The sequence below is a fragment of the Acinetobacter sp. ANC_7511 genome (assembly GCF_056779975.1).
The window spans coordinates 1-21,115 of record NZ_JBWYIY010000010.1 but is presented as its reverse complement, the minus strand read 5'-3'; the positions used below and the strand labels follow the sequence as shown (position 1 = coordinate 21,115).

At 37.7% G+C, this 21,115-nt stretch carries 23 protein-coding genes and 1 pseudogene; 10 read left to right on the top strand and 14 right to left on the bottom strand.

Annotation, left to right across the window (positions count from 1 at the left end):
• Positions 1–276 precede the first annotated feature (276 nt).
• Complete coding sequence (locus AC1M9L_RS08160) at positions 277–984, bottom strand: M23 family metallopeptidase (RefSeq protein ID WP_481591846.1); 708 nt, start codon at positions 982–984, stop codon at positions 277–279.
• A 107-nt stretch (positions 985–1,091) separates the two neighbouring features.
• On the opposite strand from AC1M9L_RS08160, the gene AC1M9L_RS08155 reads away from it, so the two are divergent.
• Complete coding sequence (locus tag AC1M9L_RS08155; protein ID WP_035265826.1) at positions 1,092–1,535, top strand: DciA family protein; 444 nt, start codon at positions 1,092–1,094, stop codon at positions 1,533–1,535.
• A 97-nt stretch (positions 1,536–1,632) separates the two neighbouring features.
• On the opposite strand, the gene lpxC is transcribed toward AC1M9L_RS08155, so the two are convergent.
• The 7 genes from lpxC to murG all read right to left on the bottom strand — a co-directional run bounded on the left by lpxC (position 1,633) and on the right by murG (position 9,729).
• Complete coding sequence (gene lpxC / locus AC1M9L_RS08150; RefSeq protein ID WP_481591845.1) at positions 1,633–2,535, bottom strand: UDP-3-O-acyl-N-acetylglucosamine deacetylase; 903 nt, start codon at positions 2,533–2,535, stop codon at positions 1,633–1,635.
• A 123-nt stretch (positions 2,536–2,658) separates the two neighbouring features.
• Positions 2,659–3,837: a cell division protein FtsZ gene (gene ftsZ, locus AC1M9L_RS08145; RefSeq protein ID WP_035265829.1), complete on the bottom strand. Its 1,179-nt coding sequence runs from the start codon at positions 3,835–3,837 to the stop codon at positions 2,659–2,661.
• 163 nt (positions 3,838–4,000) lie between these two features.
• Positions 4,001–5,263 (bottom strand): cell division protein FtsA, encoded by a 1,263-nt coding sequence (ftsA, locus tag AC1M9L_RS08140; protein WP_035265831.1) that lies wholly within the window; start codon positions 5,261–5,263, stop codon positions 4,001–4,003.
• A gap of 61 nt (positions 5,264–5,324) precedes the next feature.
• Positions 5,325–6,179 carry a cell division protein FtsQ/DivIB gene (locus AC1M9L_RS08135; protein ID WP_035265833.1) on the bottom strand — a complete coding sequence of 285 codons (855 nt, stop codon included), beginning with the start codon at positions 6,177–6,179 and terminating at the stop codon, positions 5,325–5,327.
• 3 nt (positions 6,180–6,182) lie between these two features.
• Positions 6,183–7,112: a D-alanine--D-alanine ligase gene (locus AC1M9L_RS08130; protein ID WP_481591844.1), complete on the bottom strand. Its 930-nt coding sequence runs from the start codon at positions 7,110–7,112 to the stop codon at positions 6,183–6,185.
• 55 nt (positions 7,113–7,167) lie between these two features.
• On the bottom strand, positions 7,168–8,616 hold the full coding sequence (murC, locus tag AC1M9L_RS08125; RefSeq protein WP_180028490.1) for a UDP-N-acetylmuramate--L-alanine ligase: 1,449 nt from the start codon (positions 8,614–8,616) through the stop codon (positions 7,168–7,170).
• A 15-nt stretch (positions 8,617–8,631) separates the two neighbouring features.
• Positions 8,632–9,729 carry an undecaprenyldiphospho-muramoylpentapeptide beta-N-acetylglucosaminyltransferase gene (murG, locus tag AC1M9L_RS08120; protein WP_481591843.1) on the bottom strand — a complete coding sequence of 366 codons (1,098 nt, stop codon included), beginning with the start codon at positions 9,727–9,729 and terminating at the stop codon, positions 8,632–8,634.
• Between the two features lie 393 nt (positions 9,730–10,122).
• Here murG and AC1M9L_RS08115 point away from each other — a divergent pair, with 393 nt between their 5' ends.
• Positions 10,123–11,340 (top strand): MFS transporter, encoded by a 1,218-nt coding sequence (locus AC1M9L_RS08115; protein ID WP_481591842.1) that lies wholly within the window; start codon positions 10,123–10,125, stop codon positions 11,338–11,340.
• 19 nt (positions 11,341–11,359) lie between these two features.
• On the opposite strand, the gene gshB is transcribed toward AC1M9L_RS08115, so the two are convergent.
• From gshB to AC1M9L_RS08100, 3 genes are all read right to left on the bottom strand, one after another.
• Positions 11,360–12,298: a glutathione synthase gene (gshB, locus tag AC1M9L_RS08110; RefSeq protein WP_035270267.1), complete on the bottom strand. Its 939-nt coding sequence runs from the start codon at positions 12,296–12,298 to the stop codon at positions 11,360–11,362.
• A 132-nt stretch (positions 12,299–12,430) separates the two neighbouring features.
• Positions 12,431–13,324: a LysO family transporter gene (locus AC1M9L_RS08105; protein WP_035270265.1), complete on the bottom strand. Its 894-nt coding sequence runs from the start codon at positions 13,322–13,324 to the stop codon at positions 12,431–12,433.
• On the bottom strand, positions 13,321–14,154 hold the full coding sequence (locus tag AC1M9L_RS08100) for a 2OG-Fe dioxygenase family protein (protein WP_081403308.1): 834 nt from the start codon (positions 14,152–14,154) through the stop codon (positions 13,321–13,323). Before AC1M9L_RS08100 ends, AC1M9L_RS08105 begins: the two co-directional genes overlap by 4 nt.
• A 218-nt stretch (positions 14,155–14,372) precedes the next feature.
• Here AC1M9L_RS08100 and AC1M9L_RS08095 point away from each other — a divergent pair, with 218 nt between their 5' ends.
• The 5 genes from AC1M9L_RS08095 (at position 14,373) to AC1M9L_RS08075 (ending at position 17,821) form a co-directional block, all read left to right on the top strand.
• On the top strand, positions 14,373–14,930 hold the full coding sequence (locus tag AC1M9L_RS08095) for a hypothetical protein (RefSeq protein WP_481588798.1): 558 nt from the start codon (positions 14,373–14,375) through the stop codon (positions 14,928–14,930).
• A 141-nt stretch (positions 14,931–15,071) separates the two neighbouring features.
• The gene (locus AC1M9L_RS08090) at positions 15,072–15,938 is read left to right on the top strand and encodes a hypothetical protein (protein WP_481591841.1); all 867 of its coding nucleotides are present in this window, start codon (positions 15,072–15,074) and stop codon (positions 15,936–15,938) included.
• A gap of 250 nt (positions 15,939–16,188) precedes the next feature.
• A complete protein-coding gene (locus tag AC1M9L_RS08085; RefSeq protein ID WP_092766521.1) occupies positions 16,189–16,800 on the top strand; it encodes an NAD(P)-dependent oxidoreductase in 612 nt (203 codons plus the stop codon).
• Between the two features lie 147 nt (positions 16,801–16,947).
• Positions 16,948–17,571 (top strand): LysE family translocator, encoded by a 624-nt coding sequence (locus AC1M9L_RS08080; RefSeq protein ID WP_481591840.1) that lies wholly within the window; start codon positions 16,948–16,950, stop codon positions 17,569–17,571.
• A 49-nt stretch (positions 17,572–17,620) separates the two neighbouring features.
• Positions 17,621–17,821 carry a DUF3565 domain-containing protein gene (locus tag AC1M9L_RS08075; protein WP_481586880.1) on the top strand — a complete coding sequence of 67 codons (201 nt, stop codon included), beginning with the start codon at positions 17,621–17,623 and terminating at the stop codon, positions 17,819–17,821.
• A 34-nt stretch (positions 17,822–17,855) separates the two neighbouring features.
• Here AC1M9L_RS08075 and AC1M9L_RS08070 read toward each other — a convergent pair whose 3' ends face one another.
• Both AC1M9L_RS08070 and AC1M9L_RS08065 read right to left on the bottom strand, forming a co-directional pair.
• Positions 17,856–18,380, bottom strand: coding sequence for a hypothetical protein (locus AC1M9L_RS08070; protein ID WP_481586881.1), 525 nt, complete (start codon positions 18,378–18,380; stop codon positions 17,856–17,858).
• A gap of 368 nt (positions 18,381–18,748) precedes the next feature.
• A complete protein-coding gene (locus AC1M9L_RS08065) occupies positions 18,749–19,291 on the bottom strand; it encodes a hypothetical protein (protein WP_481591839.1) in 543 nt (180 codons plus the stop codon).
• 148 nt (positions 19,292–19,439) lie between these two features.
• Between AC1M9L_RS08065 and AC1M9L_RS08060 the strand changes: the two genes are divergently transcribed.
• On the top strand, positions 19,440–19,664 hold the full coding sequence (locus tag AC1M9L_RS08060) for a hypothetical protein (protein WP_481591838.1): 225 nt from the start codon (positions 19,440–19,442) through the stop codon (positions 19,662–19,664).
• Between the two features lie 494 nt (positions 19,665–20,158).
• Here the strand turns inward: AC1M9L_RS08060 and arsC are convergent, their stop codons facing one another.
• A complete protein-coding gene (arsC, locus tag AC1M9L_RS08055; RefSeq protein WP_481586884.1) occupies positions 20,159–20,587 on the bottom strand; it encodes an arsenate reductase (glutaredoxin) in 429 nt (142 codons plus the stop codon).
• A gap of 82 nt (positions 20,588–20,669) precedes the next feature.
• Between arsC and AC1M9L_RS08050 the strand changes: the two genes are divergently transcribed.
• A complete protein-coding gene (locus tag AC1M9L_RS08050) occupies positions 20,670–20,984 on the top strand; it encodes an ArsR/SmtB family transcription factor (RefSeq protein WP_481591891.1) in 315 nt (104 codons plus the stop codon).
• Positions 20,985–20,988: 4 nt separating this feature from the next.
• A pseudogene (locus AC1M9L_RS08045) lies at positions 20,989–21,115 on the top strand (arsenical-resistance protein); the annotation flags it as partial.

The window sequence follows — 21,115 nt, the reverse complement described above, 5'->3', positions numbered from 1 at the left end:
TATACCCTATATTTAACATATTTTCGCGATACGCAGTTATGGCTATAAATGAATACGACATTAGACTAATATTTCGATAACAAATAGTACTTGACCATTTATTACACAAATTAACACTAAAACGCCAATATTGCTGTTTTTTTATACAAAGCTTTATTCTAATCTTAAATTTAATCAGGTGACCTGACAGCAAAAACGAAAATCGCCAAGACTCTGCTTGGCGATTTATTCAAACGACTTAACAATGGATGTGTATTAATGAGGTTTGATAATTAATTAAGGCAACATCGCTAGGTAAGTTGAAGGGTTTTTACGCTGACCATCTTTTACCACTTCATAATGTAAGTGAGGACCAGTACAACGTCCAGTACAACCCACATTGGCAATATGCTCACCAGCAGTGACTTTATCACCTACTTTAGCAATCAAACGTGAAGCATGTGCATATCGTGTGATATACCCATTACCGTGGTTGATTTCAACATATTGACCATAACCTGTACCCCAACCTGATTTGGTCACTATACCTGGACCAGTTGCATATATTGGAGTGCCTGTTGGTGCAGCAAGATCTAAGCCTGAATGGTTTTCAGCACGGCCGCCCATTGTTCGGCCGCCATAATTTGAACTGACACGACCAGTTGGAAGCGGGTGTGTCACTAACCATGAATATGCATTATTTGAAGAGTAACGATTTGAACTTGTCGTTGTAGTTTTTTTAGCAGGGTATTTACTATTAAGCAGCGCATTATTTAATTCGATTGGATCCGCCTTCGCTCGAACTGTCACATCGACTTGTGCTGTCGCTGGAATGTCCATGTCATCAGGATGACTATAAGAACCTTGTGATAGTGTTCTTGTTAACTCTTCCAATCGATCAGGATTGGAGGCTTGTGTGGCATCTAATTGAACTAAATCTGCAAATGCAACCGAAGCTGCTGAAGCTGCTAAAGAAAACGCTAATAAAATACGTCGCGTATACATATAAACCTCATTAAACTGTTCTTACTCAAGTCTCTTGTGTGATCTCTTCCTTGATATCGAAAGAAACAAGCGTTTAAGATTAAGACAAAACAATGTAGGAACAATGTATGTCAGAACCAAAAAATATGTTTCAACAAACAAGACAACACATAAAAACAGGAAACTTATCGTTTCTCACAAAGCAAGTTGCTGACTGGCAGAGACTTACAAAATTAATTCAACCGCTATTGCCCAAAAATGAACAATGGCAAGTTGTCTGTTATCAATACGGTATTTTGACCATCACCGGTGAAAATCAAGCCATGATTAGTCAACTCGGTTACCTTCAAAAACAGTATATTTCTCAGTTATCACAAATCCCTGAACTCAAAGATTTACAAAAAATCCAAGTTCGTCTTCGAGCAAAAAAAGAAATTCCCCAAACACAAACTGAAAATTCCAAAACTTCTTTATGTCCGACAACGCAAGAAATGTTACTCAACGCTGCTAGTTTTGTGAACGATCCTAAGCTTAGCCAAGCTATGATACGTTTGGCAAGCAATAAAAAGTAACTGGACCATTTGATTTAAACGTCATTCACTAGTTTAAAAGCGAATTAAGTCACACTTAACAATGTTACACTATAACATTTAACCTGAAGACAATGACTTAGATCACACTTACATATTGAATTGGACAAGACTTTTCGTCATCAAATGTTACAATTTCATAATTAGATGGATCACTCTGAACATTGCGAAGCAGTTGATTATTGAGTGCATGTCCAGATTTGTAACCATCAAACTTCGCAATAATTTGATGTCCGAGTAAATAAAGATCACCCACCGCATCTAATATTTTATGACGTACAAATTCATCAGCAAATCGTAAGCCTTCTTCGTTCACAACACCTGAATCATCAACACCAATTGCATTATCTAAACTAGCACCCAAAGCTAAATTATTCGCCTTAAGATAATCCAAATCTTTCATAAAGCCGAAAGTACGTGCCTCACTGACTTCATAAACAAATGTTTCCGTTGAGAAATCAATACTGGCAGACTGATATTCTTTGGCAAAGGCTGGGTGATCGAAATCAATCGTAAAATTAAGTTGAAAACCATCATGCGGATTAAAAATAGCGCGCTTATCGTCAATTAATGCTTCTACAGGCTTTAATATTTTTATAAATTTTTTAGGCGCTTCTTGCTCCATCAACTCACCTTGCATGAGTAAATAAATAAATGGACCGGCGCTTCCATCCATAATTGGAACTTCTGAAGCTGATACTTCAATAATCAGATTATCAATACCAAGACCTGCAATCGCACTCATAATATGTTCGATAGTCCCAACTTTGGCATTTTCTTGTACCAAATTTGAACACATAAATGCTTCTTGAATCAGCATCGCATTAGCAGGAATATCTACAGGCGGATTTAAATCAATACGGCGAAAAACAATACCCCCATCAGCTACATGTGGTACAAAGTTAATCATTACTTTTTGCCCACTGTGTAATCCGATACCACTCGCTTTCACGACTCGTTTCAGGGTGCGTTGTTTCAACATGTTTCTTCAATATTCATCTAAAATCTAGTATACGTTAGCACATTTAGCCATTGATAAAAATCAAAAAGGTGGCATAAGCGCCACCTTTTCTGTTTGATCATCGTAAACACATTATGTTACATGTTATTTACGCTGTTGATTTTTAAGATAATCTTGAATGCTCATTGGTGCAGATCGAGGCGCTGCAGAAGGCTCTGGGGCTACACTCTCTTGATTCTGACGTTTACTGATTGCTGGAACATCATCTTCATCCAAAGCAGCAGCTTGTCCACCAACTGATGGGTTTACACTCACTGGCGCACGGCGCTTCACTTCCGTTTCATTCGCATTACGAGTTAAACCTGTCGCAATCACAGTAACACGGATTTCATCACGCGCATCTGGATCAAATACTGTACCAAAGAAGACTTCACCTTCATCCAGATCAACAATTTGATTGACAACATCTGTGATAATTTCAGTTTCACGCAAGGTAACATCATTACCGCCAGTGATATTAATTAAAACACCCTTCGCGTTCATAATATTTACGTTGTCAAGCAACGGACTGCGAATCGCAAGACGCGCTGCATCTTCAGCACGATCTGGACCGCTACTCTTACCTTCACCCATCATCGCATAACCGCGTGTGCTCATCGCTGTTTTTAAATCGGCGAAGTCAAGGTTGATATGACCAGGACGCACAACTAAATCAAAGATACTTCGTACCGCATTAAGCAAGACATCATCCGCTTTGCGATAAGCATCTTGCATCGAGATATCACCATAAACGCTAAGTAGGCGTTGGTTTGGAATGATAATCAATGAGTCAACATGCTTTTCAAGTTCTTCGATCCCTTTTTCAGCAGAACGTTGACGACGACGACCCTCGAAGTTAAATGGAGTGGTGACAACACCAACCGTCAAAATACCCATTTCTTGTGCTATTTCAGCCACGACTGGTGCTGCACCAGTACCAGTACCACCACCCATGCCGGCAGTAACAAATACCATATCTGCACCTTCCAGATGCTGACGGATTAATTCACGACTTTCTTCTGCTGCAATTTGACCGACATCAGGATTTGCTCCTGCACCTAGTCCACGCGTACTTTGTTGGCCCAATTGGATTTTGAATGGCGCATTCATACGATCCAAAGCTTGTTTATCTGTATTTGCACAAACAAATTTCACGCCTTTGATATCAGATTGCACCATGTGTTGTACGGCATTACCACCACCGCCACCAACACCAAACACAGTAAAACGGGCTTGACCGTTATTATCGGTTTGTTCATCTTCTAAAAATTCAAATGAAGCCATGACCTTAACTTTTCCTAATAAATTTGGCAGTCACTTAAGCCCGTATACTGCCTTGATCTTCAATAATAAAAATTTGTTTTTAGGATGCGTTGCAATCACATTCTTGTCAAGCACATGAAGTTGCTCTTACAAGTTGCAAACAATACTCCCTTAAAAACTAAACTTAAAAAATACCTTTCAATTTGTTATTAAACGCATTCCAACCATTCGCTATGCGCTCTAATAATGGACGCTTATTCACTTCTTCAGGTTGCTCAACCGATTCTTGTAAATCGCTTTGACTAAATAACAGCAGTCCCGTTGCGGTAGAATACATTGAACGTCTTAATGCAGGTAAATGTTGATCATCCGCATATACTTGTAGCGGAGGGTTGCCTAAATGAGCAGAAACACCCAACATACGACGTGATAATGTGATCATACCCTCAATCTGACATGCATCACCACTTAAAACTACACCGTGGTATAAACTTTGTAGCGCACCACGTTGTTGTAACTCATCACGCACCATAGAAAGAATTTCTTCGTAACGTGCAATAATAATCTCTGATAGCTCAATCCGACTGATCGCCTGAGGACCATCGATCGCTTCAAACTCGATCATATGTTCAGGTTTGACTTGCTGTAAATCAACACAACCGTAAAGCAATTTGAGTCGTTCAGCTTCTTCGGTCGTCGTTTGCAATACTGCAGCGATATCACGCGTTACATTTTCACCACCACGTTGAATGGTGTGTGCTAGCACTAAATGACCTTCAATATAAACTGCAATATTGGTTGTACCAGCCCCAATATCCAATAAGCATACCCCATACTCTTTTTCATCTTTCAGCAATGCACCTTCAGCCGTTGCTAAACATGAAATCACCATCTTTTCGACAAAAATATTGGCGCCTTTCATTGCACGATCTAAATTTTGCATGGTGCTGATTGGTAGCATCATGAGTTGATAATGCGCCGTCATGCTATTTGCTGAAAGGTTAATTGGATTATGCACCCACTCAGGTGAATCATCCAACTCAAAACCCAATGGGACTGCACTTGCAAGATAATGATCAGAAGTTAAATGACTAGCTTTTGCCATTTCTAAAGCTTTAACCACTTCTGAAGTCGTAATGGTGCGTTCTGGATTAGAAATCGGTGTCCGGCCTGTCGCATAAGCACTTTGCAGTTCTGTACTCGGGATCGATACCCATGCCGAATGCACACGACACTCCGCCATATCTTCTGCTTCTTGTACCGCATTCTTAATCGCAGAGATCACCTTCTCAAGGCTAACAATTTTTCCTTTGTTCATGCCTTTATTTCGCGCAGTCGCCATACCGATGACCTGGATATTATCCGGCGCATGCACTTTACCAATTAGAACTGAAACTTTATGTGTCCCAATGTCTATCGCAACAACTGAGGGAACAGCCTCATTCATGATTCACTACCATTTTCTTCATTGTTTATATCTGGCTTATGCCTATTTTTAAAGCCACGTATTATGGCTTTGCAACTCTTGAATCTGCAATGTTAATGTCATTAATGGTTACAACAAACTGACCATTTATAATCTTTGGTGGTGTCGCATTTTTCCATTGAATCGCCAAGCCATTACGGTAACGTAAGTCAATCGCTGAAACTCTTGGCCAAACCACTTTCAGATCTGCTTGAGATAAGTGACTCAATCGTTGCAGTTTGCTCATGGTCTGATCCTGATCCACAATAATACGTAAACCCGAATCGAACTGCATAAACCATGTCCGACGATCTGTTAAATATAGCTCTTTCAAACGCAGATTCACTGGACTAAACAGTTGATTAATTTCATGATAACGTCTCATCATGACTTTTGACTGATCTGACGGACCATGCATAAGTGGTAAATTTGCGTGATTTCTAGAATATGCCTCTGTATACACCACACCCTGATCACTTAACAGACGTCCTGTTCCCCAACGCGCAATCGGATGTTTCGGAATAACACGAACCTTAATACCGTCTGGCCAAGCTCTAGAAATGACCACTCGATCTACCCAAGAAATCTCTAATGCCTTATCACGAATTTGCTCAAGATCAGCAGTAAAATAATTGCCTGTAATGGTAGGCATTAACTGCTGTTTCACTTGACTAATTTCAGGCTCGGCTTGCAGACCAACCACATCCAAAGATGCTACCTTTGCACTGGTCATGACGCTATATAAGCCATAAATGCCGACCAAAAGTACACAACATGCAAAAATAAGCATGACCCAACCACCCGCATTAATCATTTTCTCTTTGCGAGTCGGTGGTTTGTCATGAATCGATGTAATCGCCGCACGTTTGCGACGCATCGATGGAGGTAGTTGAGCCATAACTTAGTGTGATTCTTTCGCTAAGGTTTGCTCTAAAATAGCCAAACACAAATCTTCAAAACTATAACCTACTGCTTGAGCTGCTTTTGGTACCAATGAATGACTGGTCATGCCTGGAACAGTATTCACTTCTAGCAACCAAAATTGACCTTGCTCGTCCTGCATAGCATCAATTCTACCCCAACCACTTGCCCCAACAGCTTGAAACGCTCGTAAGCAAAGCGCTTGTAAACTTCTTTCTTCAGCTTCACTCAAACCACAAGGGATACCATATTCAACATCATTGCGTTGGTATTTAGCTTCATAGTCATAAAAGGCTACATCGGCTGGAGGTTGTAAACGGATGACTGGTAATGGTTGTCCATTTAAAAATGAAATCGTAAATTCACGACCTGTAATCCACTTCTCAGCCATGACCACGGCATCATGTTGAGTGGCTTTTTTAATTGCTTCAGCTAAATCCTCTGCTTTCTCAACCTTACTCATGCCTACACTCGAGCCTTCGTGCACGGGTTTGATAATCAGTGGTAATCCAAGCTCTGCAACGAGTGCTTGTGCATCAGTATCTTTAGAAACAATGCGGTATGGTGCTGTAGGAAGTTCAGAACCTTGCCAAATTTGCTTGGTCTTTACTTTATCCATTCCAATAGCCGACCCCTGCACACCAGTTCCAGTATATGGAATATTTAACCACTCTAATGCGCCTTGGATTTGACCATCTTCTCCACCACGACCATGTAACACAATAAATGCACGATCGTAATTTACCAATTCAGTCACACTGCGTTCTTGAGGGTCAAAACCCTCTGCATTCACCCCTGAACGTACCAATGCTTCAAGTACAGCCTTACCACTATCTAATGACACCTCACGCTCTGCAGATTTACCACCAAGCAATACAGCAACTTTGCCGAATTTAGAAGCATTTGACACGTTTAGTTCCTTAAACTTATAAAATTTTCAATTTAGCCAAATCATCAAACGACGATTATTTTAAATAGAGCTGGTTCTGAGCAAGCTCAATTGAAATTGCTCCAACGTTACCCGCACCTTGAGTCAATAACAAGTCATTTGCTTGTAACACTTTTTGTATCACATTTGGCAAATTCCCTTCTACTGGATCAATCAAGATTGGTTCAACATCACCACGCAATCGGATACTTCTTGCCAATGAGCGACTATCTGCACCAACAATCGGCTTTTCACCTGCAGAATATACTTCTAATAGCAGTAATTGATCGACTTGTGACAAGACATCAACGAAATCATCAAAACAATCACGTGTACGGCTAAAACGGTGAGGTTGGAACATCATCACAAGTCTACGATCAGGATGACTTGCACGCGCAGCTTTAATCGTTGCTTCAACTTCTTTTGGATGGTGACCATAATCATCAACCAGTTTGACCGTTCCATCACCTAACTCAAATTCACCTTGAATTTGGAAACGACGCCCTACACCACTAAAACTTTCTAAAGCACGAGCGATTGCAGCATCAGATACACCTTCATCAGTTGCCACACCAATCGCAGCTAACGCATTAAGGATGTTATGCAAACCAGGCATATTAATGGTTAACTTGAGTGGCTCTTTGTTTTTACGAAGCACAGTAAAATGTGATTGCATCCCTTCTTGTACCACATCTACAGCACGAATATCGTTATCTTCGTTAAAACCATAAGTTAAAACAGGTCGACCAATACGTGGCATGATTTCACGAATATTTTGATCATCGCCACACACTACGGCTAAACCGTAGAATGGAAGCTTCTGCAAGAATTGAACAAAAGTATCTTTCAACACATCGAAGCTACCACCATAAGTGTCCATATGATCAGCATCAATGTTGGTGACAATAGCGGCCATTGGTTCTAAATATAGGAATGAAGCATCAGATTCATCTGCTTCAGCTACAATATAACGACTCGCACCTAAAGCAGCATTTACTCCAGAGCGATTAAGCAAACCACCAATCACGTATGTCGGATCCATGTTTTCTTCAGCAAGCATACAGGTCACCAAACTTGTCGTAGTGGTTTTACCATGTGTACCTGCAACCGCAATACCATGACGGTAACGCATCAACTCGCCCAACATTTCCGCACGACGAACTACAGGGATACGTGTTTCAATCGCTGCTTTAATTTCTGGATTTTCTTGGTCAATCGCAGTCGATACAACCAATACATTCGCACCGTTAATATTATCAGCAGCGTGTCCGATATGAACTTTAATGCCATTTTCTTCAAGCTGTGCAGTGGTTTTAGAGGCTTTAATATCCGACCCTGAAACTTTATAGCCTTGGTTTTTTAAGACTTCCGCAATCCCGCACATTCCTGCACCACCAATACCCACAAAATGGATATGCTTGATACGGCGCATTTCAGGAATTTTAATCAGGTTTTTTGCTTTATCAGCTGGGTTCGTTGAAGACATAATTTTCTCTAAAACTTACAAATCTTGAATTAAACCAACCACACGCTGAGTTGCATCTGGTTGAGCTTGTTGACGTGCTTTAACAGCCATTTCCGTCAACAATGTACGGTTCATGAGTGGCAATAAAACTGCTTTTAATGAATCAGGAGTGAGTGTCGCTTGTGGACAAATTTTTGCAGCATTAATATCTGCTAGGAATTTGGCATTCGCGGTTTGGTGGTCATCTACTGCACTTGGCAAAGGTACAAATACGGCTGCAACACCCGCAGTAGCAATCTCAGTGACCGTCAGTGCACCAGCACGACAGATTACAAGATCGGCATTGGCATAGGCTTCCGCCATATTTTCAATAAACGGTTGAACTTCTACCTGTAAATGATCAGGAGCATCGGCATAACGTGCCCGCGTGCTATCAGCATGATTTTGACCACACTGATGATAAACACTTAAAGGAACATCTAATTGTTTCAGTGCTTCGGGTACGCGCTCATTCAATGCTTGTGCGCCCAAGGAGCCGCCTACAATTAAAATACGAATAGGTTGATTGGCTTTTTCTCGCTCTTGATATCGCCAAGCAGGACTCAATATCGCAGAAATTTCCTTACGTACGGGATTACCTGTAGTCACGATTTTATGATTTTCTGGAAATGTTTTCGGGAATGCCTGACAGACCGTTTTAGCAACACGAGCCAATTGGGTATTGGTGAAACCCGCTACTGCATTTTGCTCATGAATGATGACAGGAATACCAAGAATACGCGCAGCCAAACCACCAGGACCTGCAACATAACCTCCAAAACCAGCGACTGCATCTACGTTTAATCGTTTCATATAGCGCATTGCGCTAAGCGTTGCTTTTAAAATTTTAAAAGGGGCTTGCAGCTTACGGACGATTCCATTGCCACGCACACCCTGAATATCAATTTGATAAATTGGAATTTGGTGATTTTTAAGCAAGCGGTTTTCCATACCTGAAGGCGTTGCCAACCATGACACTTCGACACCTTGCTGTTGTAATTCCTGAGCAACTGCTAGGGCAGGAAATACATGTCCACCTGTACCTGCAGCCATCATCATGACATGTTTAGGTTGTTTATGCTGAGCTTGTGTCACGGTCTAATTCTTCAAATCTAAGAGCTAACAGAAAATTTTATATAAGGCATCAATTGTAATCACAATCGTATATCCATGAAAGTTTATTTACTTTTTTTCACGGACCCTTTAATTGTTTTTTTCATATGATTTCAGAGTTTAAACTAGATTTATTATGAGGTGTGCCTTTTTTATGTATTTTACCATTCGATCTAGTTTATAACGCACCAAAATAATGATTAATGTGCACATTAAAAACCACCACAGTATTGGCTCTATTGTTCCTTCGTATCTGCGCTACCACCATATTGGATATAAACTTATGTCTAAATGGTATGAGGCAATAGTTCTATTTATGATATTGCTATATCTCATTGAGATTCAGCTCGCGAATAAAAGGATTTTTAAACGCAAATGTCAAAAATATCATCTTATGACATTTGGATTATTTTGGCAGGCTACCTTGCTGCAATTCATGTCGGTAAACTTTCTGCTGTTATTCCAATTCTTCAAAAAGATTTAAATCTAAGTTTCACCCAAGCAGGCCTATCCTTATCACTGGTTCAAGGTGCTGGAATGCTATTTGCCCTGTGTATTGGTGCTGTATCTGAGAAAATAGGACTCAAAAAATGTCTTATTTTTGCACTCATTCTATTGGGGATGAGTAGTTTTGCAGGCTTATGGATTGATCATAGTATTAGCCTTTATTTTTTTCGATTTATGGAAGGCATTGGATTTCTCACCATTAGTCTTTGCGCTCCCGCAATTTTAAAACGCCTAAGCACGCCTGAAACCATGAATTTTAAAATGGGGTTATGGAGTTCTTATATGGGAGTTGGGGTTAGTCTTGCTATTTTGACCATCCCTGTATTACTCGAATGGCTCAGTTGGCAACACATTTGGGCATTATTTGGTGCCTTTTGTTGGCTGGTTGCCTTGATGATTTACCATTTTTTACGTTATGACGATAAGCAAACCACTGTAACGACAAGGGCACTGAGCACATCAACCTCCAACTCTTTTTTATCTATTGTTAAAGTCACCGTGACCCATCCACCCATTCTCTGTCTAGCCGTTATCTTTGCTTGCTATACCAGTCAATGGATCACACTCACAGGTTTTTTACCCAGTCTTTATGTCTCATTCAATATGGATTTAAAGCTTGCAGGAATTTTGGTGTCAATGGTTGTATTATCTAACTTAGGTGGAACCTTTGGCGCAGGCGTATTACTTCAAAAAGGCATAGCCCCTTTTAAATTACTTCAATTTAGTTTTTTAAGTCTAATTTTATGTAGCTGGGTTGTATTTTCACAACCCTATTGGTTGATTTTTGAGTTGCAATATTTGTGCGCTATTTTGTTTTCTTTTATCGGTGGCATTATTCCGACGACCGTCTTTGCCAATACGCTTAGATACGCACCACAGGTCAACGCAGCAGCATCCAGTATGGGCTTAGTGCTGCAAATTTCTGCATGTGCGCAGTTCCTTGTTCCCCCAGCAACAGCAGCTCTCGTTTCGTCTTCTCACCAGTGGTCCAATGCCGCATGGGTTACCGTAAGTCTTTCCACCCTAGGACTATTGACCAGCTATTATTTATTTAAAATATATACGCAAAAAAAAGAGCCTATTTAGGCTCTTTTTTGCAGATCAGCTAACGTCCAGCTTCCAAAACATCAAATAATGTATCTGCGATAGAAGTACCAAATTGTGCGTCTATTTCACGTATACACGTTGGACTAGTCACATTAATTTCTGTTACATAGTTTCCAATGACATCAAGACCAACAAATACCAGCCCCTTCTCACGCAAGAATGGTCCAACTTTAGCAGCAATCACCTTATCATTTTCAGTCAACGGACGTGCTTCACCACGCCCACCAGCAGCAAGGTTACCTCGCGTTTCACCATTTTGTGGGATACGCGCTAAACAATATGGAATTGGCTCACCATTGACCATCAGAATACGCTTATCTCCATCCACAATTTCAGGAATATAACGTTGCGCCATAATCGGTTGCTGCCCCATTTGAGTCAACATTTCCAAAGTTGAACCGATATTTGCCCCTGCAGCAGTTAAACGGAAAATCCCCATACCGCCCATCCCATCTAGCGGTTTTACAATCACATCTTGATGTTCAGCAATAAACTCTCGGATTAAACTTTGCTGTGAAGTTACCAAAGTCGGAACCTGCAGTTCTGGAAATTGTGTAGCGAACAGCTTTTCGTTACAGTCTCGCAAACTTTGAGGTTTATTGATAATCCAGGAACCTTCACGTTCCGCTTGTTCCAGAATATAAGTTGTATAAACAAAGTTCATATCAAAAGGTGGATCTTTACGCATGAGTACAACATCGTATGCGGCTAAAGATTCTTTCTGTTTTTCACCAAGTTCATAGTAATGATTATAATCCTCAAACACTTTAAGTGGTGAGATCAAACCAAAAGCTTTGCCTTGATCGATATATAAATCTTCCTGAAGTGCATACCCTAACTCATGACCGCGACGTGCAGCAGCCCAAAGCATTGCCATGGTCGAATCTTTTTTGAGGTTTACATTTTCGATGGGATCCATCACCACAAGTACGCGCATGATCTGTTCTCTATTTTATCAATGAAGCGATTATAACGAAGTTTAGTGAACGATCTACTGATCTATCAAAGGATCAATTGTATAAATTCAGAGAAGCTCTTTCCTATTTCTGCTGAGCACTAGAATTTGGATTCATATCAAACTACTAAAAAAAATAATAAAAAACGGCGCAATGAGCGTCAGAAAAAATCCACTGAGAATTGCAATTTGTACATCTAATGGTGAACAATTGTTTTTTACAAAGGGTAAAGTCGAGTCCATCGCCGTGGCACCACATACACCAATGATTGGCTTTGGATAACGCTGACCTAATAAATACAACAATGCAATCGCATAAAACTCTCGTACAAGATCTGTGATCAAAGCAAAAGTTCCCTGCTCAGGTCCTAAAACTTTAGCAACTAAAGGACCAGAAAGAGAGAACCAACCAAATCCACTCCCCATCACAACGAGTTCGACAAAAGATTGAGTCATGATATGACTCGTCAAATAAGCCGCAATAAATAGTGCAATGATTGAAAAAAATGGCACTTTAATATGATTCATAGTGAGGGCTTGAATTTTAATCGTAGACAAATCCACTCCGATTAAAAAAATCAACACATACAATAGTATCGCGCTTAACATTTCCCCTGATAAAGTCTTGGGTAATAGCCAATATAGCCCCATCCCGATCAATACCATTCCAATCGCAATCAAGCATTCGGTAATAGGTTTGAGCATATCCTTGAATGATTTTTGGTGCTCAGCCTTAAAGTGGCTACGATTAAATAAAAGTCCAAAGGTAATCACACTTAACACTGTAGAATAAATAAAAGCTTCAATTAATATTTTTGAACCAAGATCTTTATCAAACAAGACACTGCCAAATTGAAAGCCTATAGAGATGAGGAGCAACCACACCAAAAACGTAATTTGACCAACTAATATATTGCGAACTTGAACGTTTGCAGCTTTACCTATGCCCCAACCCAATATAAGAGAAATGAGAATAGGTAAAAGCGAAATTATTAAATTTTGAATCATATTTTTTGCTTTGTAAGAGAGAAATCAATCAAAATCATCCAGCGCTCACCAGCCTCAGCATTTGTGCCTTGATCTATTTTTCTAATAGGTGATACATAATGTGAAACTGCTGGATCGTGTACAGCAAAACTTTCAGAAGCTTGTCTCAACGTAAATTTTTGATAAATATTATAATTATTTACCTCATCTAAACGCTTATTTCTTTCCTGAGGTGATGCAATAAAGTTTTCACCTCCTTCAATGTTATTGCTCCTATAAAACAAATGAGCAAATGTGAATGGCTCACCATCCTGATGAAAACAATTAGGCGAACTAATTCCTAGCTGATCGGCATGAGTTGAACGCAGTTTGACAAAATGGACACCCACGTAAATTGGCAGATAGGCATTTTCCAAACCAAAAGTAAGTTGATAATCATCTACAATCAAATCATTAAGATATTGCGTAGATTTAGCTTCTTGGCTCAACGCGTTAAAATAACGAATCGACTGATGCTCGGGATTGTTCCCTCCCTGATCATATCCAGATAACTCCTGCCCTATATTATCACGCACTGTCGGCAACCAAATAGGCTTAAGATCTTTTTCCCAAGGTAAAATTAAGGCATTTCCGTATCTTCTAAACCTTTGAGTATGTGTAGGTGCAAAAGGATCTTTTTCAAGTTTTTCAAACTCTTTAGCTAGTAATAGTTTAGAAAAATGATCCACCTCTATAGATTTATAATGTAGATACCCTTTTGCTTTGAAGGTATTCTTCAAATCAATTTCTTGATGTTTTATAGCAGTCAAATTGCTATACGATTCAGTATTAGCGTCTAATTGATCAAGCACAATTAATCCTTAAGAATAACTAAATAAATATCATAGTTACGCTAAAATTATTACGTTTTTATTAAGGTTTACTCACAAAATAATATTACTATTTCAAATTAAATTATTAAGAAAAATTACAAAATTATTGTTACAAATTCAAATACGAATTACATAAAACGTTAACATCGTTGAATAAAACTAACAGGACTTAATATTCCAACAATAGGTACAAGTCCATGATTAAAATAATTTCTACACTATGTTTACTCACTATCAGTTCAGTTACTTTAGCAGCAGGCAATCCTACACGAGTCGGTGATGTACTCGGTCGAGACCTCAACGTTCCAATTGTTGGTGCATTAGGGCATACAGGTGTATATGTAAGTTCAAACAATATTGTTCAAGTCATGAACAAAACGGCATATGTAGATGTGATTGAATATGTCAGCTTAAGTGGATTTAAAACTACAAAATATTGGGGAGCAAAGGCCAAAACAAGTTTTGGATATAAATCTCCTTACTCATCTGCTGCTAATCAAATCACTGCGATTTCAAATCAGCAACGACCTCATGTCGCTTACACGCTGTATTCAGCAACACCGAACCCAGCTGTGCAAGTCTGTTCACAATATAACTCCAACGGTGCTTGTAGCAAATATACATGGCAAAAGGGAACGTTCCGATGTGACAGCTTTACGAAATGGCTCTACACTCAGACAGGTAATGGTAATCTAGGAGGAAGCACACCGCGTGGAACTTTCAACAGTAGCTTACTCACAATTACACGAGTGTAAATAAATCATTCCCATTATATTGCCTTCACATCTCTGATGTTGAAGGCAACGACAGTTTAATATTTTAATAATATGAATAAGAAAAATATTTTTTTGGTTATTTTGATCTTCGTGATCTGTGCAGTAATTTTATGGGTGTATTTGAAATCGACAGCAGATACGACTCAAAGTATATCAAATCAAAACAATAATACTTCAACGCTAAAAAGCAATGAAGATCGCGCGACTAGCTTGTCTGAAAATACTGCAGATATGAAACCCAACACTAACCTACCCGTATGGGCAAAAAAGTTACTTCAACTGGATCAATCTGCTGCGAATCGAGAAGAAAAAATACATGATTTAATTCAGCTCCTTGAACAAAACCAGCATGATGAAAATGCAATAGAAGAAATCCTGACTCAACTTACTTCTCTCAATCCTTTAGAAGCAACTGAACAAATTTTGCCATTTCTCACACATCAGAATCCTAAAATTCAAAGCTTAGCGATAGGCGCACTGAATAATGCGATGTTGCTGACTGATCGAGAACATGAACTCAAAAAATCCCTACCTGAAAATGATTTGATTCGACAGAAAATTAGTCACGCTTTAGAGCAACGTTTTCAGGATCCAAATTTAGATCCAAAGGTTAAAGAAGTTCTTATTTCTAGCCTACCGCATACCGCATCTGTCCAAACTCAGCACAATCTTGTACAAGAACTTCTTCAACAAAATTCTATCTCACCAAACGAAGCACAATTTCTTTCTCAATATCTGCTAAATGGTCAGGGAAATAATACAACTTTAGAACAACTTGCGCATATAAATCCGAAGATGATTGAAGACATTATTGCGAATTTAAATAATCAAATTGTCGACCAACCAGCTATTGTTGAAGTTCTGAATAATGATCAAAAAAAGCAACTACATAATTTTATCTTACAGCATCCACCAAGCTCGAAAGATGAAAGCTATGGATATAAAAATGATATATGGCGATTTTCTTTAAACCAACTTCAACAATAAATAAAAGTTAGACTGGTTTTATATGAATATTTTTCAAGCTTATAATTACATAAAATTTACATTTAAAATAATTAAATAACTTCTCACTCCTATTTTAACTATAAATCAACATAGATTTAATACATTAATCTTTTTTATTTTAAGCTAAATTAATATTACATTTTAATCATTCACGATTTCATTTTTTTAATCGTGATGACTAAATATTTAGCACTCCAATAATCATAGTTATAAATTTAATGAGGGCATTATGAAAATAGTTTTAATTGGTGCAACAGGCATGGCAGGTTCTCGTATTCTTGAAGAGCTTGTTTCACGTGGACACTACGTCAAAGCGATTGCGCGTAATACAAGCAAAGTTTCAGATACAGAGCGTGTGTTAACTGTAGATTTAGATTTAAATGATCAAGAAGCACTTGTAAATGAGCTGAAAGGTCAAGATGCTGTAATTAGTGCAGTACGTTTCCAAGGTCTTGATATCAATTCACTTCTTAATGCTATTCGTGAATCAAAAGTTAAACGTTATATTGTTGTTGGTGGCGCTGGCGGTTTAACTGTACCAAATCAAAATGTGCGTGTAATCGATACAGAAGACTTCCCTGATGCATATAAAGCTGAGGCGGAAGCAGGCATTCAGTTCTTTGATAAGTTAAAACAAGTGGACGACATTGACTGGACCTTTATTGCTCCTGCAGCGGAATTCGGTCCTGGTAAGCGAACTGGTGAATATCGCTCTGGTAAAGATGAACTTATCGTTGGTGAAGAAGGCAGTAAAATCTCTGCAGAAGATTTCGCAGTAGCGCTCAGTGATGAGCTTGAAAATAATAACCATATTCAAGAGCGCTTTAGCGTAGGTTATTAATATTCAATGATATTATTAAAAAAGGAAGCTTAGGCTTCCTTTTTTATTATTTATTTCGCTCTATGAGATATTTTAAATAAATGAGATGAATGAAATCTAAAGAGGTTATAATATTTATATAAATAAAATTTAAAAAGTAGTATTTTCATGAATTATCTTGAGTATTTTTTATATATTTTCACTGTCATTATTATGATTGCCACTCCAGGCCCTGTTATGATTTTGGTGGCCAGTGCAGGTGCAAAAGGTGGTTATCGAAAAGCATTACAAACCATTTTAGGCACTAATGTCGCCTCACTATGTTTAATTGCGCTTTCAATTCTTGCACTTAAGGGTGTTCTTCATTTTAATGAGCATATTTTCAACATCATCAAAGTCCTAGGATGTCTTTATATTGGCTATTTAGGTTTTGAAATTCTTAGAGAAACTTTTCAGCACAATCAAACTGCCTCTTCAAAGATCAAGCCGATGGATAGCGGTTTTTCCAAAGGGTTTTTAGTTGGAATTTCCAATCCAAAAGATATTATTTTCTTCACTGCTTTTTTTCCGCAGTTTATTCAAATTACACCAAATATAGATTTAAGTTTGTCGCTGTTAATCATCACATGGATCATTTTGGATTTTGTCGTACTATCTTTAGTCTATTTAGGGTTTAACGCTATTTCTCAACAACGTATTTATTCAAAAATCTTAGCCTTGTGTGGCGCGATCTTCATTAGCATTGCTGGGTATGGTTCGGTGACAACACTTCTTGACTATTCTTTGTTTTAATATTGTTGGCGGTAATTGCAGTAACGTTTTAACTCTGAGGATATTCATCATGCAACAAGCCATTATTAGTTTTCATCTAGATGATGAAAACCATTGGGTCACCGAGCTGGCTTGTGGACACAATCAGCATGTTCGACATAATCCACCTTGGCAAAATCGCCCTTGGGTAATGACTGAACAAGGACGGAATGAAAAGTTGGGGATGTTGTTGGAGTGTAGGTTGTGTGATGCAGATAAGAATTACGCATAAGGTGTATTATGTTAATTTGTGAATTTTTCACTTTTTAGTCGTATGATATGGTTTTTTCGCCAAACTTAATTTCTCTAGAAGTACCAAAGTAATAAAAAACAATATTTTTTCGATTTAAAGAATTTAGAATAAATTTTGAAAGTTCGTGATTATTCAAGGCGATATCAATACTATTAAAAACTTCTTTTAAGTTTTCGAAATACCATTTTTCAAGCTCACTCTCAGTAAACTTGTTATGATCTATATAGGTATCATATTTTTTCAAATACGATGTAAGCCTTACAATAAGATAAGGATCTAACCTATCAGCAGGATAAGGATCATATTCCGTAGGCGTTTCATCAAGTTTTATTTCTGGGAAAAATATTAGTTGTCCAGAATCAAACCAAAATTCCACTGCAAAGTAATCCCAAAGTTGACTCTTTATTTCTGAAGAAAATTCATTCAAATATTCATTGATCATTAATTTAATATCAAATGATAAACCCTCATCTTTGGCATTTTCATTGCAAGTGAAATCTATATAATACCTATCTTTTTTAATAAATTGAATTGTCATAACTCACTCAAATCTGTTTCCAATTTTATCCATTTGTCTTAACATAAATCTTAACTCTCGATTAAAATTAAAAAGATATTTTGCAGCTTCCTCACTTGTCTTAGGATATGTATGATTTACGTTATCTAGATACGTGCCCACTGAATAACCATCGATTTTGTAGACACTTACTATGTATGAAAATAGGTAATTAACATAAAATCTCTTATGCGAAATTCCAATGTAAGCCCAAAATAGAAATGTCCGCTTTTAGAATATATGCACATGCAATTTTCTTAGCGGACGGTTTGAGATGTTGGTGTCTATGTCGGATATAGGCTCCCATTTTTAATTGCGCATAAGATGTATTATTTTAATTTTAGAAATTTTCACTTTTTAATGGTTGATATTGTTGTTTCTCCATATTCTGTTTCTCTAGAGCAACCAAAGTAACGAAAAACAATTTTTTCATTATTTAATGACTTCAGAATAAAACTTGAGAGCCTATAATCACTCAAAGCAATATCAAGGCTATTAACAATTTCTTTAACATTTTCTAAATACCATGCTTCAAATTCATCATCTGAGATATAATAATTTTCAACATAAGCATCATATTTTTTTAGATAAGATATGAGGCAAATAGTAAGATAGGGGTCAAGTCTTTCAGTTGCACCTAAGTCACTAAAAGAAATTGTTTTATCAACGATTTTTTCTGGAAATAAATATAATTGGCCACAGTCCAACCAGAGCTCAACCGCCATATAATCCCAATCAAGCGTGCTAATTACTTGTGAGAATTTTTCGAAAAATGCATGCAATATTTTTATTAAATCATGAGTTAACTCATCAATTTTTTGATGTAAATTACTTATCTGATCGCTAGTGAAAGTCAAAGAATCGTTATATTTCTCAGTCTCATATACGGCCATTATGCCTACTCCAGTCTTATTCCTTTCTTGTCCATAGTTTTCAAAGTTAATTTTATTTCACGATTAAAGTTAACACTGAATAGCCACCGATTTTTTAGACACTTATTATGTATGAAAAACTGAATAAATTTTAAATGATTACAATGTATTGACAGGATATTCATTAGAAAAAGAGTGGCAAGAGGAGAATGATAAGTTAGGTATTAATGAAAGGTTAGTGCCTATAATACCTTTTGTTTTAGGCGGAGAGTATGAAGTGAGTAACCTTCACTCTATTGATCGTATCAAGGGAATGCGTTTAAGAGCCCAAATAGCAAATCAAATTAGTAATATTCCTAATGGTTCTAATGTGCAATTTATATTAGGGAAATAAATCTAAAGTAATACATCTGCATAAAAAAAGCCCAACATCCTGTTGGGCTTTTTTACGTATTTGATGCGTTGGTATAACTCCTGTCGTACCTGCATATTCCATTGCTACGATTTCTTATTGTTATCTGGAGCATCCTGCTCTCTATATGTTCATCATAGAAAATTGAGGGGGATCGGTATAGACGCAAAATACCTGAATGAATGTGAGCCAAGGCGTACAAAATTGATTAAAACTTATCCCAAAAGTTGTCCGCAGAAATTGGGGATGAATTTGATCTTAAAAGGCATATATCTTATAGGGAATTGCGGTTTTTGATCGCTTTTTAACCAATTTTATTGGCGAAAAATGACAAATATGCTCAAAAAGAAACCGACATGTTTCAAAGTCGGTTTTTTGCTGTTTTTCAGGGTGGTTGAAAATTTTTAAGCAATTGATTTTAAATAATTATTTTAATTGCATTTCGCATAAGCTCTATTATGTTAAATGAGGCGGATTTATTTAATCCGCTTACCATTTTTATCGATGATTATTTCACCATCTTCTTTAGTAAAAGCACCTATTTGAGGTGCAGATAAAATATCTAAAACGAGTTCAGATGGTCTACATAGTTTTACACCTAATTCAGTCACTACAAATGGACGGTTAATTAAAATTGGATACTCAACCATAAAATTAATGAGCTGTTCATTTGTCCAGTGCTGCTGATCCAACTTGAGCGTTTCAAAGGGTTCTACATTTTTACGAATGGATTCACGTACAGAAATCCCTGCTTTTTCAATTAAATTAATGAGTTCAATCTTACTCGGAGGAGTAAGAAGGTATTCAATAATTTCAGGTTCTTCTCCTGTATTTCGAATGAGAGCTAGTGTATTTCTTGATGTTCCGCAAGCTGGGTTGTGATAGATCTTAACTTTCGATGACATTGGATTAACTCAGAACTTAATAATATTGCATTTATATATGGATATGCGTATATTCGCAATAGCATATATTAGAGTGTAGATGATGGATCAAGCAGATTTCTTTAAATGCCTATCTGACCCGACACGTTTGGATATTTTAAAAATTATTTTAGAAAGACAGAATGTATGTGTTTGTGAAATCACAGAGATCTTACAACTGAGCCAACCCAAAATTTCTCGTCACTTAGCTTTACTCCGTAACCTCTCAATTTTGTTAGATGAGCGTAAGGGACAATGGGTGTATTACCGATTAAATCCTGATTTACCAGAATGGGTAAATGCAGTGCTCAATGTCTTAAATGATGAAGTACTGAATAAATCTGCAAGCAACTTATCTATCTCTATGCAATGCGAGTAATTCAATGTCCGCATCAAAGCTCTCATTCTTAGATCGAAACCTAACGCTATGGATTTTCATTGCCATGGCATTAGGAGTAGGTATTGGTGTATTTTTTCCTCAAGCATCTGTGGTACTCGATCAATTAAGCA

Coding starts and splice junctions, on each gene's coding strand:
- AC1M9L_RS08095 (WP_481588798.1), top strand. CDS start 14,373: ATGATTAAAATAATTTCTACACTATGTTTACTCACTATCAGTTCAGTT.
- AC1M9L_RS08105 (WP_035270265.1), bottom strand. CDS start 13,324: ATGATTCAAAATTTAATAATTTCGCTTTTACCTATTCTCATTTCTCTT.
- AC1M9L_RS08050 (WP_481591891.1), top strand. CDS start 20,670: ATGGATCAAGCAGATTTCTTTAAATGCCTATCTGACCCGACACGTTTG.
- AC1M9L_RS08070 (WP_481586881.1), bottom strand. CDS start 18,380: ATGACAATTCAATTTATTAAAAAAGATAGGTATTATATAGATTTCACT.
- AC1M9L_RS08155 (WP_035265826.1), top strand. CDS start 1,092: ATGTCAGAACCAAAAAATATGTTTCAACAAACAAGACAACACATAAAA.
- AC1M9L_RS08080 (WP_481591840.1), top strand. CDS start 16,948: ATGAATTATCTTGAGTATTTTTTATATATTTTCACTGTCATTATTATG.
- AC1M9L_RS08075 (WP_481586880.1), top strand. CDS start 17,621: ATGCAACAAGCCATTATTAGTTTTCATCTAGATGATGAAAACCATTGG.
- murC (WP_180028490.1), bottom strand. CDS start 8,616: ATGTCTTCAACGAACCCAGCTGATAAAGCAAAAAACCTGATTAAAATT.
- AC1M9L_RS08115 (WP_481591842.1), top strand. CDS start 10,123: ATGTCAAAAATATCATCTTATGACATTTGGATTATTTTGGCAGGCTAC.
- AC1M9L_RS08135 (WP_035265833.1), bottom strand. CDS start 6,179: ATGGCTCAACTACCTCCATCGATGCGTCGCAAACGTGCGGCGATTACA.
- AC1M9L_RS08160 (WP_481591846.1), bottom strand. CDS start 984: ATGTATACGCGACGTATTTTATTAGCGTTTTCTTTAGCAGCTTCAGCA.
- ftsZ (WP_035265829.1), bottom strand. CDS start 3,837: ATGGCTTCATTTGAATTTTTAGAAGATGAACAAACCGATAATAACGGT.
- ftsA (WP_035265831.1), bottom strand. CDS start 5,263: ATGAATGAGGCTGTTCCCTCAGTTGTTGCGATAGACATTGGGACACAT.
- lpxC (WP_481591845.1), bottom strand. CDS start 2,535: ATGTTGAAACAACGCACCCTGAAACGAGTCGTGAAAGCGAGTGGTATC.
- arsC (WP_481586884.1), bottom strand. CDS start 20,587: ATGTCATCGAAAGTTAAGATCTATCACAACCCAGCTTGCGGAACATCA.
- AC1M9L_RS08065 (WP_481591839.1), bottom strand. CDS start 19,291: ATGGCCGTATATGAGACTGAGAAATATAACGATTCTTTGACTTTCACT.
- AC1M9L_RS08085 (WP_092766521.1), top strand. CDS start 16,189: ATGAAAATAGTTTTAATTGGTGCAACAGGCATGGCAGGTTCTCGTATT.
- gshB (WP_035270267.1), bottom strand. CDS start 12,298: ATGCGCGTACTTGTGGTGATGGATCCCATCGAAAATGTAAACCTCAAA.